The sequence below is a fragment of the Paenarthrobacter sp. PPS72 genome (genome assembly GCF_048537125.1).
GTDB lineage: Bacteria > Actinomycetota > Actinomycetes > Actinomycetales > Micrococcaceae > Arthrobacter > Arthrobacter nitroguajacolicus_E.
This window is the reverse complement of the sequence record NZ_JBLYIE010000061.1, coordinates 91,830-104,794: the sequence shown is the minus strand read 5'-3', so window position 1 is coordinate 104,794 and position 12,965 is coordinate 91,830. Positions and strand designations below refer to the sequence as shown.

13 protein-coding genes are annotated in these 12,965 nt (G+C 62.8%); 7 read left to right on the top strand and 6 right to left on the bottom strand.

The genetic code is table 11. The annotated features are described in order from the left end of the window. Positions 1-15 precede the first annotated feature (15 nt). The 5 genes from dxr to ACLRGI_RS21015 all read left to right on the top strand — a co-directional run bounded on the left by dxr (position 16) and on the right by ACLRGI_RS21015 (position 4,978). Positions 16-1,200 carry a 1-deoxy-D-xylulose-5-phosphate reductoisomerase gene (dxr, locus tag ACLRGI_RS21035; protein ID WP_419203396.1) on the top strand — a complete coding sequence of 395 codons (1,185 nt, stop codon included), beginning with the start codon at positions 16-18 and terminating at the stop codon, positions 1,198-1,200. Positions 1,201-1,232: 32 nt separating this feature from the next. Then, entirely contained in the window at positions 1,233-2,564 is a 1,332-nt protein-coding gene (locus ACLRGI_RS21030) for a M50 family metallopeptidase (protein WP_419203395.1), read from the top strand. A gap of 64 nt (positions 2,565-2,628) precedes the next feature. Next, a complete protein-coding gene (locus ACLRGI_RS21025) occupies positions 2,629-2,922 on the top strand; it encodes a YciI family protein (protein WP_419203394.1) in 294 nt (97 codons plus the stop codon). Positions 2,923-2,970: 48 nt separating this feature from the next. After that, entirely contained in the window at positions 2,971-4,137 is a 1,167-nt protein-coding gene (ispG, locus tag ACLRGI_RS21020) for a flavodoxin-dependent (E)-4-hydroxy-3-methylbut-2-enyl-diphosphate synthase (protein WP_011774258.1), read from the top strand. Beyond that, positions 4,100-4,978 carry a GNAT family N-acetyltransferase gene (locus ACLRGI_RS21015; RefSeq protein ID WP_419203418.1) on the top strand — a complete coding sequence of 293 codons (879 nt, stop codon included), beginning with the start codon at positions 4,100-4,102 and terminating at the stop codon, positions 4,976-4,978. Before ispG ends, ACLRGI_RS21015 begins: the two co-directional genes overlap by 38 nt. 99 nt (positions 4,979-5,077) lie before the next feature. Here the strand turns inward: ACLRGI_RS21015 and ACLRGI_RS21010 are convergent, their stop codons facing one another. Genes ACLRGI_RS21010 through ACLRGI_RS21000 form a run of 3 tightly spaced genes read right to left on the bottom strand, consistent with a single transcriptional unit; the run spans position 5,078 to position 7,208 of the window. After that, positions 5,078-5,689: a TetR/AcrR family transcriptional regulator gene (locus ACLRGI_RS21010; RefSeq protein ID WP_419203393.1), complete on the bottom strand. Its 612-nt coding sequence runs from the start codon at positions 5,687-5,689 to the stop codon at positions 5,078-5,080. Continuing rightward, the gene (locus ACLRGI_RS21005; RefSeq protein ID WP_419203392.1) at positions 5,686-6,429 is read right to left on the bottom strand and encodes an ABC transporter permease; all 744 of its coding nucleotides are present in this window, start codon (positions 6,427-6,429) and stop codon (positions 5,686-5,688) included. Before ACLRGI_RS21005 ends, ACLRGI_RS21010 begins: the two co-directional genes overlap by 4 nt. Before the next feature lie 8 nt (positions 6,430-6,437). Next, the gene (locus ACLRGI_RS21000) at positions 6,438-7,208 is read right to left on the bottom strand and encodes an ABC transporter ATP-binding protein (RefSeq protein ID WP_419203391.1); all 771 of its coding nucleotides are present in this window, start codon (positions 7,206-7,208) and stop codon (positions 6,438-6,440) included. Between the two features lie 506 nt (positions 7,209-7,714). Here ACLRGI_RS21000 and ACLRGI_RS20995 point away from each other — a divergent pair. Both ACLRGI_RS20995 and ACLRGI_RS20990 read left to right on the top strand, forming a co-directional pair. Continuing rightward, a complete protein-coding gene (locus tag ACLRGI_RS20995; RefSeq protein ID WP_419203390.1) occupies positions 7,715-9,526 on the top strand; it encodes a proline--tRNA ligase in 1,812 nt (603 codons plus the stop codon). Beyond that, the gene (locus ACLRGI_RS20990; protein WP_419203389.1) at positions 9,523-10,332 is read left to right on the top strand and encodes a TSUP family transporter; all 810 of its coding nucleotides are present in this window, start codon (positions 9,523-9,525) and stop codon (positions 10,330-10,332) included. Before ACLRGI_RS20995 ends, ACLRGI_RS20990 begins: the two co-directional genes overlap by 4 nt. Here the strand turns inward: ACLRGI_RS20990 and ACLRGI_RS20985 are convergent, their stop codons facing one another. From ACLRGI_RS20985 to ACLRGI_RS20975, 3 genes are read right to left on the bottom strand one after another with little or no spacing between them, the layout of a single operon-like run. Next, positions 10,333-11,109 carry an aspartate dehydrogenase domain-containing protein gene (locus ACLRGI_RS20985; protein ID WP_419203388.1) on the bottom strand — a complete coding sequence of 259 codons (777 nt, stop codon included), beginning with the start codon at positions 11,107-11,109 and terminating at the stop codon, positions 10,333-10,335. A 4-nt stretch (positions 11,110-11,113) separates the two neighbouring features. Beyond that, positions 11,114-12,115: an aminoglycoside phosphotransferase family protein gene (locus ACLRGI_RS20980; RefSeq protein WP_419203417.1), complete on the bottom strand. Its 1,002-nt coding sequence runs from the start codon at positions 12,113-12,115 to the stop codon at positions 11,114-11,116. A gap of 49 nt (positions 12,116-12,164) precedes the next feature. Then, positions 12,165-12,893 carry a VIT1/CCC1 transporter family protein gene (locus ACLRGI_RS20975; protein WP_419203387.1) on the bottom strand — a complete coding sequence of 243 codons (729 nt, stop codon included), beginning with the start codon at positions 12,891-12,893 and terminating at the stop codon, positions 12,165-12,167. Positions 12,894-12,965: the final 72 nt, after the last annotated feature.

Below are 12,965 nucleotides of genomic sequence, written 5' to 3'. Positions count from 1 at the left end.
TGGGATACTTAAGCAATGCAGCCGCGCAAGATCGTCATCCTCGGGTCCACCGGTTCCATCGGCACACAAGCGATTGACGTCGTAGACGCTGCCCCGCACCGTTTCGAGGTGGTGGCTCTCAGCGCAGGCGGCGGGAACCTTGACCTCCTCGCACGGCAGGCAGTCCACACGGGGGCGCAAGCCGTAGGCATTGCCCAGGGTGATCCGGCAGCCCTGAGGCAATTGATCAACGCCGCGGCAGCCGCTGCGGGCGTGCTGAACTTCACTCCGGAGATCTTTGTCGGTCCCGACGCCTCAACAGTCATCGCGGCCATTGACTGCGACGTCGTCCTGAACGGCATCACCGGTTCCATCGGATTGGCCCCAACCTTGGCCGCGCTCGGTACGGGAGCCACGCTGGCACTTGCGAACAAGGAATCGCTGATTGTCGGCGGCGCCCTGGTCAAAGCCGCCTCCGGCCCCGGCCAGATTGTCCCCGTCGACTCCGAGCACTCCGCCATCGCCCAGTGCCTCCGTTCGGGCACGGACCAGGAAGTCGAAAAGCTGATTCTGACGGCGTCCGGCGGACCCTTCAGGGGCCGCACTCGAGAACAACTTCACAATGTCACTCCCCAGGAGGCGCTCGCCCACCCCACGTGGGATATGGGCCTCATGGTCACCACAAACTCAGCCAGCCTGGTCAATAAGGGCCTTGAAGTGATTGAGGCTCACCTGCTGTTCGACGTTCCCCTGGACAGGATCGACGTCGTGGTCCACCCGCAGTCTGTGGTCCACTCCATGGTCCAGTTCGTGGACGGATCCATCATTGCCCAGGCCTCGCCCCCGGACATGCGGCTGCCCATCGCGCTCGGGTTGGGCTGGCCGGACCGCGTCCCCCGCGCTGCCCGGGCCTGCGACTGGACCCAGGCAACCAGCTGGACCTTTGAACCCTTGGACACCGTGGCATTCCCGGCCGTGGACCTGGCCAAGGACGCAGCCAAGCAGGGGAGTACTTTCCCTGCAGTGTTCAACGCCGCCAACGAGGAAGCCGTGGAGGCCTTCCACGCCGGACGCATCCGCTTTACGGACATTGTGGATACCGTTGAGTCCGTCCTCAGCGAACATTCAGGCTCCTCCGAGCTAACGGTGGAGTCCGTGTTGAATGCTGAGAAGTGGGCACGTGCCCGCACCCTTGATCGTTTAGCCAGCAGCGCCCTGTAGCTCACAACCCTTACGGAAGCAGTCCCACCGGCATGAGTCCCGTCCTTCTCTTCATTCTCGGAGTCATCTTCGTCGCTATCGGCGTTGCTGTTTCCATTGCGCTCCACGAGGTGGGCCATCTGGTTCCTGCCAAACTGTTCAAAGTGCGCGTCACCAAGTACATGATCGGCTTTGGACCCACCCTATGGTCCAGGAAGAAGGGCGAAACCGAGTACGGCTTCAAGGCGCTTCCGCTGGGCGGCTACGTGTCCATGATCGGCATGTACCCGCCGAACAAGGAGGACGGCGCCGTCCGACCCTCCAGCACAGGCATGTTCCAGACTCTCGCCACTGAGGCACGCTCCATGGCACACGAGGAAGTGGGACCCGGAGACGAAAACCGCGTCTTCTACAAGCTCCCCGTCTGGAAGAAGATCATCGTGATGCTTGGCGGACCGGCCATGAACATGCTGATCGGGTTGATATTGCTGGCTGTCCTGCTCATGGGTTTCGGCATGGCCACGGCCACCACCACCATTGCGGACGTTTCCAAATGCCAGGTAGCCGCAGGGGAAACCGTGGACCCGGACTCCGCCGATTGCAAACTGACTCCGGCCGCGGCAGCCGGCCTCCAGCCGAACGACACCATTACGTCCTTTGATGGAAAAGCCGTTACCAGCTGGGACGAACTCACCAGCTGGATCCGTGCGTCCGCCGGAAAAGAGGTTCCCATAACTGTGGAGCGCAGTGGATCCACCGTGGAAACCACCGTGACGCCCGTACTCTCTTCGCGGCCGGTGGTCGGCGCCGACGGCAGGCCTGAGCAGGACGCCAACGGGGTGCTGAAATACCAGGAAGTCGGGTTCCTTGGGATCGGCGCCCAAAGCGAGCTGGTGCCCCAACCGGCGTCGGCCGTCTTGCCCATGGCCGGAGAGAACATCAAGCAGATTTCCGGTGTGATCTTCAACCTGCCCGCCAGGGTGGTGGGGGTTGCGAAAGCAGCTTTCAGTGAAGAGCCCCGCGATCCGAACGGGCCTATCAGCGTGGTGGGAGTGGGCAGGGTAGCCGGCGAAGTCGCGGCCATGGAACAAGTACCCATGCAAGCCCGCATCGGCACCCTGATCGGGTTGCTTGCAGGCCTCAACTTTGCCCTCGCCATCTTCAACCTCATACCTCTCCTGCCCCTCGACGGCGGCCATGTAGCCGGCGCGCTCTACGAAGGGGCACGACGCCGGGTGGCTAAGTTGCTGGGCAAACCGGACCCGGGCGCGTTCGACATCGCCAAGCTGTTGCCGGCTACTTATGTGGTCGCAGCGCTGCTGATGGCTATGGGCGCACTCCTGATCTACGCGGACATCGTGAAGCCCGTGAACATTTTCGGCTGAGCTGTGAACATTTTCAGCTGAGCCGTGAACATTTTCAGCAGAGCAGGCGGGATAGGCTAGCCCCATGACTGTTTTCGCTGTTGAGTATGTATACGTCGCCGATTCCGGCACCCTCCGCGATGAAGCCCGCCCCGCACACCGTGCCTGGCTCGGCGATCTGGCCGAGGAAGGCAAACTGCTTGCCAGTGGGCCTTACGGTGACGGCGCCGGCGCTCTGCTGATCTTCAAGTCCGCTGACGAGGCCGAACTCAATGAACTCCTCAAGCAGGATCCGTTCGCTGAAGCCGGAGTAATCGCCGGGATCCGCACCACGGAATGGGCCCCCAATACCGGCGTCCTGGCAGCCCACGCGTCCTAGTCCGGACGTCCTCCACCACAACGATCCACCCCAACCCAAGGAGTCCACGTGACCTCGGTCAGCCTGGGAATGCCAGCAGCCCCACCCCCCGTCCTTGCCCCGCGCCGTAAGACGCGGCAGATCAAGGTAGGGTCCGTTGGCGTCGGTTCCGACTCGCCCATCAGCGTGCAGTCCATGACCACCACCCCCACCACGGACATCAACGCCACCCTCCAGCAGATTGCCGAACTGACGGCCTCCGGCTGTGACATCGTTCGCGTTGCCTGCCCGTCTGCCGACGATGCCGAGGCATTGCCTATCATTGCCCGCAAGTCCCAGATTCCCGTGATCGCGGACATCCACTTCCAGCCGAAGTACGTGTTCGCCGCCATCGAAGCCGGATGCGCCGCGGTTCGCGTCAACCCGGGCAATATCCGTAAGTTCGACGACCAGGTCAAGGAAATCGCTGCTGCGGCCCGAGACCATGGCACGTCCATCCGGATCGGCGTCAACGCAGGCTCACTTGAACCCGGCATCATGAAGAAGTACGGCAAGGCCACTCCGGAGGCGCTCGTTGAGTCAGCCGTCTGGGAAGCCTCGCTGTTCGAAGAGCACGGATTCCACGACTTCAAGATCTCCGTCAAGCACAACGATCCTGTGATCATGGTGGCCGCGTACGAGATGCTTGCCGAGAAGGGCGACTGGCCCTTGCACCTCGGTGTGACAGAGGCCGGGCCGGCATTCCAGGGCACCATCAAGTCGGCAACGGCTTTCGGTGCACTCCTGTCCCGGGGCATCGGTGACACCATCCGTGTTTCCCTCTCGGCCCCGCCGGTGGAGGAGATCAAGGTGGGCAACCAGATCCTGCAGTCCTTGAACCTGCGCCCGCGCAAGCTCGAGATCGTCTCCTGCCCATCCTGCGGCCGTGCACAGGTGGATGTGTACACGCTGGCCGAGCAGGTAACCGCAGGTTTGGAAGGCATGGAGATTCCTTTGCGCGTAGCCGTCATGGGTTGCGTCGTCAACGGACCCGGTGAGGCCCGCGAAGCGGACCTCGGCGTCGCCTCCGGTAACGGCAAGGGCCAGATTTTCGTGAAGGGTGAAGTCATCAAGACTGTTCCTGAGAGCGAAATTGTTGAGACACTGATCGAAGAGGCCATGCGCATCGCCGAAGAGATGGGGGAGGCCGATGGCGAAGATGCTGTCAAGGGTAGCCCCGTGGTTAGCGTCTCGTAACGAGAACGGCTTGGGAGTCAGGGTGCTCGGCAGTGCCGACACCCTGGCTCTCCGCGCCTTGGCCAGGGAAGACGTGGTGGCAAACGTCTTCATCCTGGCCCACTTGGAAAGTACAGGGACAGCGGCGCCCACCAGCGGCGGTGCCTGCATTTTTGGAGTTTTCGACGGCGCCACCCTCCTTGGTGGGTGCTGGGCTGGAGCCAATCTGGTCCCCGTGCAACTCGATCCCGGCCTCGCCGGTTATGTGGCCACTGCAGCCCACGAAACGGGTCGTCGCTACGCGTCCATCTTTGGGCCGGCGGAAACAGTCATGGCCCTCTACGCGCGGTTTGAACAATTGGGTCATAGCGCCCATGAAGTCCGCTCCCGGCAACCGCTTCTCACCATTTCAGATCCACCGGTCATCGGCGCCAATCCCGCCCTGACATTTGGCACCATGGCGGACTTCGATCGCATCCTGCCCGCCTGCGCGGCAATGTTCGAAGAAGAAGTCGGCTACTCACCCTTCCTCGGAGGGCAGGAGTTCTACAGCAGGCGTGTCGCCGGCCTTATCCGTGAGGGCCACTCGCTGGTCCACATAGATGCAGACGGCACTGTGGTCTTCAAAGCCGAACTCGGGGCAGTCACGCAGGACGTCACCCAAGTCCAAGGCGTCTGGATGAACCCGGAGCTACGGGGGCGTGGCCAAAGCAGTGGTTACATGGCCGCCGTCGTAAATCTCTCGCGAACCTTCGCCCCCGTGACCAGCCTTTATGTGAACGACTACAACGCCAAAGCCCGTGCCACCTATGAACGGGTCGGCTTCGAACAAGTGGGCACGTTCGCAACGGTCCTGTTTTAGGCGCTGCGCAGTTTTGCCGCATGACGTCCACTCATCAAGTACCCCAACTGACTGGCAGTTGTAGCTCTTTTCAGCGCTGGGAAGAGCCACAAAGGCAAGCTACTCGGGGAAGTCAAGGTTCCCCGTGAGGTAGCGCTGAATGTTTGGTGCCACGTAGCGGACCACGTCTTCCTGATCTGCCGATGCCAGGGGCTCGAGCCGGATCACGTAGCGGACCAGCATCAGTCCCACTACTTGCGTTGCCACAAGGTTGCCGCGCACACGTACTTCTTCGGCAGTTCCGGGCAGCCCTGCCATGATCCTGGACAGGATGGTGCGGTTTACCATTTCGCGCATGAGTGCCGTCTTGGCGTCGGAGCCGATGGTTCCGCGGAAGAAGGCCACCAGCCCGTGCTGTGCCGGGCTTTCCCACAGCCGCAGTACAGCCCGGACAATCGCCTCCGCCCGCACGGCCGGGTCCAGGGTCTCGACGCCGGCAAGAACCTCGGCCGGGTCGGCGGGCAACTCCACGCTGGCAGCAAAGAGCTCGTCCTTGCTCCCGAAAAAGTGGTGCACCATGGCCGCATCCACGGAAGACTCCCTGGCGACCTGGCGCAGGCTTGTTCCTTCAAATCCCTGCTCAGCGAACAGTTTCCGTGCCGCTGCGAGGATGGCTTCGCGTGAATGATCCCCTGCGCTTCGGCGGCCCCGACGCGCTTGCGGGAGGCTCATCGGGTTTGCCGCCGAAGAGTCAGCGACGCCAGGACCAGGACCCCAACAACAATTCCGCCCATGATCAGGGCGTCCTGCCACATCGCAGCGGTGGCGTCGGCGTTTTCCGCGATCTCCTTCAGCGCATCCACTGAGAACGTGAGCGGCAAAACGCTTGATATCGCTTCCAGGACCTCGTTCATATCGGCCCGAGCGACGAACAAACCGCACAACAGGATCTGCGGTACCACCACCACGGGCATGAACTGCACGGCTTGGAACTCGGTGCGGGCAAACGCGGAACACAACAACCCCAGGGCGACGCCGAGGACGGCATTGATAACAGCGATCATCACCACGAAGCCGGGACTTCCTTTGATGTCGAGGTCGAAAATCCAGTAAGCCACAGCCGTCGCTATCAAGGACTGCAGGGTGGCCATGATTGAGAAGGCCAAGGCATAACCGAACAGCAGATCTGCCTTGTGGATGGGTGTGGTGAGGAGGCGCTCGAGGGTCCCGGAGGTGCGTTCCCGCAGCATGGTGATGGAGGTGACCAGGAACATCACTACGAAGGGGAAGATGGCCAACATCATCAGGCCCACGCGATCGAAAGTACGCGGGAGTCCTGGTGGGAGGGTTTCGTTCTCGAAGAGGAAATAGACCGCCGTCAACAGCAGCGCGGGGACCACCAGGATCAGTGCGACGCTCCGGTGGTCATGCCGCAGTTGCCCCAGGACCCGGGCGGTCGTGGCAAGTGTCATGCGGAGATTCATGGTGTCACCTGGCTTTCTTCCTGGCCCCGATCAGCGCCAATGGTGCCGGCTTCAGCAGCTTTGATGATGGTCAGGAAGGCACGCTCCAGATCGTGGCTCCGGCCGCGTTCGGCTAGTTCGGCAGGAGACAGTTGTGCCAGCAGGAGTCCGTCCCGCAGCAGCAGCAGTGACGAACAGTGTGATGCTTCCTCCATGACGTGGCTGGATATCAGCAGGGTTGTTCCGGCGTCAGCCATGGCCGCGAAACGTTCCCACAGTTCGGCGCGGAGTACTGGATCCAGCCCCACAGTGGGCTCGTCAAGAATGAGTAGTTGTGGATGGGCCACCAGCGCGCATGCGAGGGAAACACGGCTGAATTGTCCGCCGGACAGGTCCGCCGCCTTTTGTCGGGCAAACTCTTGAAGTCCGACGGCGGCAATCGCCTCCGCGGCGTCTGCCGCCGTCGCGCCGTGCATGGCGCCGAAGTACCGAACGTTCGCTTCGACGCTGAGGTCGCCGTAGACGCTGGCGCCCTGGGTGACGTATCCGACGTCGTGCCTGAGCGGTGCGCTCCCTGCTGGCCGGCCGAGGACGGTGACGGTTCCCTGAGTAATCCGCTGGACGCCGACGATAGCGCGCATGAGCGTTGTCTTGCCGCTGCCGGAGGGGCCCAAAAGTCCGGTGATTCGTCCGGCATCAATTCTGAAGTCCAGGCCTCGGAGGATCCTGGTACGTGAACGCGAGACATGCAGTCCCGTTGCCTCGATCGCCGCTGGAAGGGGTGTCATACGGGCCTCCGATGGCTCCATTAATTCACCAAGTGATGAATTAAAAGTAGATCGGTCCAACATGCTGGTCAAGGGTCGGAACCCCGGCAGCGCAGGCAATCCTTGAAAATGTGTCAGCTATCACATAGGTTCTTCCCAAGCCGTGTCGTTGGGGTGCGGGTGGTACAGGGGGAATCATGACCAAGACCTTCAAGGGCGCCTTTGGCGGCCATACCATCCGTATGTTCGGCAGTGACCAATGCCTCCCAGTCGCAGGTGATCACGTTCCGCTGGAGGGAACGGCGATCTAGTCTCCGGACAGAGTCTGCGGCCGGCCGGCCGCTGAGCCACGCCATCGCAGGATGACCAGCCGGTTGCGGCCAGGGGCTTCCAACCGCGATGGCGTGGCTCTTCTGTGTTTCAGCTACCCGGAAGCCGGGCGCCCCGTTCAAGCGGCCCTGCTGTCAGCCGGTAGATTAGTAGGCAGTTGTTTTTGCCACATCTGCCATAGAAACGGATACGTACCCGTGGTCCTTCGCCTTTCCCAGCTGTTCCTGCGCACCCTGCGTGAAGATCCCGTCGACGCCGAGGTCGCAAGCCACAAGCTCCTGGTCCGCGCCGGTTACATTCGCCGCGCTGCGCCCGGCATCTACACGTGGCTACCGCTGGGGCTGAGCGTCCTCCGGAAGGTAGAGGACATCATCCGCCAGGAAATGTCCGCCATCGGGGCCCAGGAAGTCCACTTCCCGGCGCTGCTTCCCCGCGAGCCTTATGAGGCCACCAACCGTTGGACCGAATACGGTGAGGGCCTGTTCCGCCTCCAGGACCGCAAGGGTGCGGACTACCTCCTCGCCCCTACGCACGAGGAAATGTTCACGCTCCTGGTCAAGGACCTGTACTCCTCGTACAAGGACCTTCCTCTGAGCCTCTACCAGATCCAGAACAAATACCGCGACGAAGCACGTCCGCGGGCAGGACTCCTCCGTGGCCGCGAGTTCATCATGAAGGACTCCTACTCGTTCGACATTGACGACGCCGGCTTGGACGCAAGCTACGCCGCCCACCGCGGTGCCTACCTTAAGATCTTCGCGCGCCTCGGCCTGGAAGTCGTTCCTGTTGCTGCCACTGCCGGTGCCATGGGCGGGTCCAGGAGCGAGGAATTCCTGTTCCCCACCGAGATCGGCGAGGACACGTTCGTGCGCTCTGCCGGCGGCTACTACGCCAACGTCGAAGCCGTCACCACCGTGGTTCCGGACGAGATCGACTTCAGCAACGCTCCGGCCGCCGAGGTCCTGGACACCCCGAACACCCCCACCATTGATACTTTGGTGGACGCCGCCAACCAGCTGGCTTCACGCAGCAAGGCCGACGGCGGTCCCTGGACTGCCGCTGACACGCTTAAGAACGTTGTCCTGGCTGTCACGCTACCCACGGGTGAGCGCCAGATCGTGGTGATCGGCGTCCCCGGCGACCGCGGAGTGGACCTCAAGCGCGTGGAAGCCAACATCGGCGCCCACCTGCCTATCGGCGGTGAAATCGGACTCGAAGCTGCCAACGAGGAAGACCTCAAGAAGCTGCCATGGCTGGTCAAGGGCTACATCGGGCCCGGCCTGTCCCTCGATGAGCCTGTCCTTGGCCTTGAAGGATCCTCCAAGGTGCTCTTCCTGGTGGATCCCCGCGTCGTCTCCGGCACCAGTTGGGTTACCGGAGCCAACGCTGAAGGCAAGCACGTCTTCGGACTTGTGGCCGGCCGCGACTTTGCCTGGGACGGTGTCATCGAGAGCACCGAAGTTCGTGCAGGCGACCCCGCCCCCGACGGCTCAGGACCCTTGGAAACCGCGCGTGGCATCGAAATGGGCCACATCTTCCAACTGGGCCGCAAGTATGCGGCAGCCCTGGACCTGAAGGTCCTGGACCAGAACGGCAAGCAGCAGGTGGTCACCATGGGCTCCTACGGCGTGGGTGTGACGCGTGCCGTCGCAGCTTTGGCCGAAGCGAACCATGACGACCGCGGCCTCGTATGGCCGCGTTCCGTGGCCCCGGCACATGTCCACGTCGTGGCCGTCGGCCGTGGCGATGAGATCTTCGAAGCCGCTGAAAAGCTCTCCGCAGAGCTTGAAGCTGCCGGGCTTGACGTCATTTTCGATGACCGTCCCAAGGTATCTCCCGGCGTGAAGTTCGGTGACGCCGAACTGGTAGGCGTACCCACCATCTTGGCCGTCGGCCGCGGCCTCGTTGACGGCGTGGTTGAAATCAAGGACCGCCGCAGTGGCGAAGCCGAGAACATTTCGGTGGACAAAGCCGTGGACTACGTGGTCAACGCTGTACGAAACCGGTGATTTCAGGCTTCGAATCCATCCAGCTCACCACGCTCATCCTGATTGTGGTGGCTGGATTCGCAGCCGGCTGGGTTGACGCCGTCGTCGGGGGCGGGGGACTGATCCAGCTCCCCGCCCTGTTGCTGGTTCCCGGCATTACGCCGGTCCAGGCTTTGGCCACGAACAAGATGGGGTCCATCTTCGGCACTACCACCAGCGCGGTCACGTTCTACCGTCGCGTGGGACCGGATCTCAGGACCGCGATTCCCATGGCGATCATCGCCTTGGCCGGGAGCTTCGGAGGGGCCATACTCGCCGCATCCCTTCCGGCCACCGTTTTCAAGCCCATCATTGTGGTGGCTTTGATCGCCGTGGCAGTATTCACCGCTTTGCGTCCCAGCGCCGGCGAGCTGACGGCGCTGCGCCACGACGGCCATAAGCACTATGTGGTGGCGTGCGTCATCGGCGCAGTCATCGGTTTCTACGACGGCCTGATCGGTCCCGGTACTGGCTCTTTCCTGGTGATTGCCCTCGTTTCGGCGATGGGCTATGCCTTCCTCGAGGCCAGCGCCAAGGCGAAAATCGTCAACATGGCCACCAATGCCGGAGCCTTGATCTTCTTCCTTCCACACGGCTCATTGCTCTGGGGTGTTGGGCTGGTCCTTGGCCTGGCAAACATGGCGGGCGGCTACCTCGGAGCGAGAACCGCGGTGGCCAAGGGAAGCAAATTCGTGCGTCTCGTTTTCCTGATCGTGGTAGCGGCACTGATCATCAAACTTGGCATGGACGTCTGGAATGAGAACTTCGCAGCCTGGAACGTAACGTAGTCAGATGAAGCTGCCGTTGGCGTTGGCCAACGTCCTCAAACCGCGGACGACGGCGTGTGGCACCAAAGCGCTCGACGCCGGGTTGTCGGGGGAGGCGTGATTCGTCACGTGGATGTCGAAGGTCCCCAGGCTCGTCTCGGCCACCACGTGATGGGACGTTTGCTTGGCTGCCGGGTCGGCAATCAGTACGGCCTCCACCACCTCCCAGTTGCCCGCGGCCAAGGCCAGCGCGGACACCACGTTGGTGGATTTGGGGAAAGCCCTGATCAATTCGGCGGGACCACCCCGCAGGAGCTCCACCGGCCGGGTGGCGGCAAGAATCCCGTCCTTGGCTTCGCCATCCATCCATGGCTGTACCAAGGCTGCAGGCAATTTCCGCGATTCCACGGTGATGCGGTGGATGGTTCCCCCTGCAGAGGCTGCGGTGATCGCATCCAGTCCGCCCAGCGCACCGGTTGTCAGAAATGTTCGGCCAGGGCCGCCGTCGAGCAGTGTTTTCCTCAAGGAGGCCTCACACAAGGCTCCGACCGAGGTGACCAGCAGGTCCTTTCCGGCCGAAACAATCCGGGGACCGAATTCGGCAACGGCTCCAACTCCGGCGCACTCCACCACCACATCAGCCAGGTCCATGGCTTCTTCGAAACTGAAGCCTGTCCCTGCATCACCATGGGGCACCACTCCGGTGAGTTTGACGCCGGGGGCGGTCCCGGCGTCGAGCAGTTCCGCCACTCGTGATCCGATGGCACCCGAGCCAATCAGCGCGACTGTGAGGACCATGCTGTCAGGCCGCTCCGCCGGGATCGGGAAGATCATGCGCGCGGGGCAATCCGTCCAGCGTGCTGCCGGCCAGGGTGCTGGCGACCCACAGGGAACGGGCAAGGTCGCCGCCGTGTCCGGGTTTCGCGGCGTACCACAAAGCGTTCTGCACTTCGCGGGCGATGCTCCACTGCCGGGCAACCTCCGGATCCAATCCAGCGGCTTGGCTGAAGTCATGGCATCGCTCCAGCATCCCGGCCTCGGGATCCGTCCGCGGGAGGTCGTGCATGCGGTTCCACAGAATGGGGGCCACAGCGAACTCGGCCTCGCCGATCTGTGGCTGAGGATCTATGGCCAGATAATCTCCTCGGAGCGAAGTGTCCGGTAGGGTGGCAAGGATATTCATGAAGTGAAGGTCCGTATGCACCAAGACATCCGTACCTGACCGGCGTCCCACGGCTCCGCGGGTCTGGCACACCTCCAATGCGGCCTCAAGCAGCCACCTGGGGAAGGGGCGTTCCAGGCGCTCCCACTCGGCAGGGAGTTCATCGCTCCACCGCTCGGCGGTTGCAGCAACGTGGTCCAAAGCCCGCCACTCAAGTCGGTCATCGGGCTGGATCGAGAGCTCGCGCATGAGGGCGCCCCACACGTCCCTGGCTTCGTCCAAGGGGGTGTCCTGTAGCCAACGCGAGGCATCCAGACGTTCCAGGAGCATGGAGCAACGTGCGTCGTCGGAGGCCAGGAGACGGACCGCACCGCGGCCGTCCCACAGTGCCAGGGCGTGGCGCTCCACCAGTGCTTCTTCATGGGGGAAGGCGATCTTCAGGGCTGCGGGTGTGCCATTCCGAAGAACAGGAACCACCAAGGCTCCATGACCGTTCCAAGGCTCAGCGCCTGGCGCAAGGTCCACCGAGAGCTGCCAGCGGTCCAGAGCCACGGAGATAAGCCCTGGGAGGCTGGCCAGCCAATCCCTGCCCGCGGAGTCGCGGTTGTACCGGGCGTGGAGGTCGCCCGGAATGGGAATCATCGCGTGAAGGGTCACGCCAACAGCCTAACTCCGTGTCAACGCGAGCCCCTTAGAAAACGCCGCTCGCCCCCAAGAGGGTTCCTATCGAGAATGTTGCGGCCAGCGCCAAAGCGCCGCCGAACACCACCCGGACAGCGGCGGGGAAGCGGGAAGCACCGCCGATCCATGCACCAACCGCACCGGTGATTGCCAAGGCCAGCAGGACAGCAACGAACGTCAAAGGCACTCGCAACTCCGGGGGAGGCAGCAGAATGGCCAACATGGGAAGTGCTGCTCCCAAGGTGAATGCCACAGCGGAAGCCAGGGCGGCGTTCCAAGGGCTGACGATGTCATCTTCCTGGATGTTGAGCTCGGCCGAGAGGTGGGCGGCCAACGCGTCATGTTCGGTCAGTTCCTCGGCGACTGCCCGGGCTGTCTTGGCGCTGAGTCCTTTGGACTCGTAGATCGCGGCCAACTCGTTGAGTTCGTCCTCCGGCTGCTCCGCCAGTTCACGCTTTTCCTTCTCTATCAGCGCTTTCTGGGTGTCGCTTTGGCTACTGACGGAGACGTATTCACCCAAAGCCATGGAGATGGCGCCACCTACCAGTCCCGCGGTGCCGGCAGCAAGGATACTGCCCGTGCTGGTGGTGGCGCCTGCTACGCCCACCACGATCGCGGCGACGGACACGATGCCATCATTGGCGCCCAGGACTCCGGCCCGCAACCAGTTCAACCGGTGGGCCAGATCATCCCTGTGGGGTTCGTTCTCATGCGTGGTGGCAGTTTCCGTCGAAGCCATGCATCAAGCCAAGCACTGCCGGTCCGCGCTGACCAGCATGGCTAGGCTGGCCTATCCCCCGGTAAACCGCCG

Bases quoted from the DNA above. Each gene is read 5' to 3' on its own strand.
- ACLRGI_RS21030 (WP_419203395.1), top strand. From the start codon at position 1,233: ATGAGTCCCGTCCTTCTCTTCATTCTCGGAGTCATCTTCGTCGCTATC.
- dxr (WP_419203396.1), top strand. From the start codon at position 16: ATGCAGCCGCGCAAGATCGTCATCCTCGGGTCCACCGGTTCCATCGGC.
- ACLRGI_RS20975 (WP_419203387.1), bottom strand. From the start codon at position 12,893: ATGGCTTCGACGGAAACTGCCACCACGCATGAGAACGAACCCCACAGG.
- ACLRGI_RS20980 (WP_419203417.1), bottom strand. From the start codon at position 12,115: ATGATTCCCATTCCGGGCGACCTCCACGCCCGGTACAACCGCGACTCC.
- ACLRGI_RS21005 (WP_419203392.1), bottom strand. From the start codon at position 6,429: ATGACACTTGCCACGACCGCCCGGGTCCTGGGGCAACTGCGGCATGAC.
- ACLRGI_RS21025 (WP_419203394.1), top strand. From the start codon at position 2,629: ATGACTGTTTTCGCTGTTGAGTATGTATACGTCGCCGATTCCGGCACC.
- ACLRGI_RS21010 (WP_419203393.1), bottom strand. From the start codon at position 5,689: ATGAGCCTCCCGCAAGCGCGTCGGGGCCGCCGAAGCGCAGGGGATCAT.
- ACLRGI_RS21015 (WP_419203418.1), top strand. From the start codon at position 4,100: ATGCTGTCAAGGGTAGCCCCGTGGTTAGCGTCTCGTAACGAGAACGGC.
- ACLRGI_RS20985 (WP_419203388.1), bottom strand. From the start codon at position 11,109: ATGGTCCTCACAGTCGCGCTGATTGGCTCGGGTGCCATCGGATCACGA.
- ACLRGI_RS21000 (WP_419203391.1), bottom strand. From the start codon at position 7,208: ATGACACCCCTTCCAGCGGCGATCGAGGCAACGGGACTGCATGTCTCG.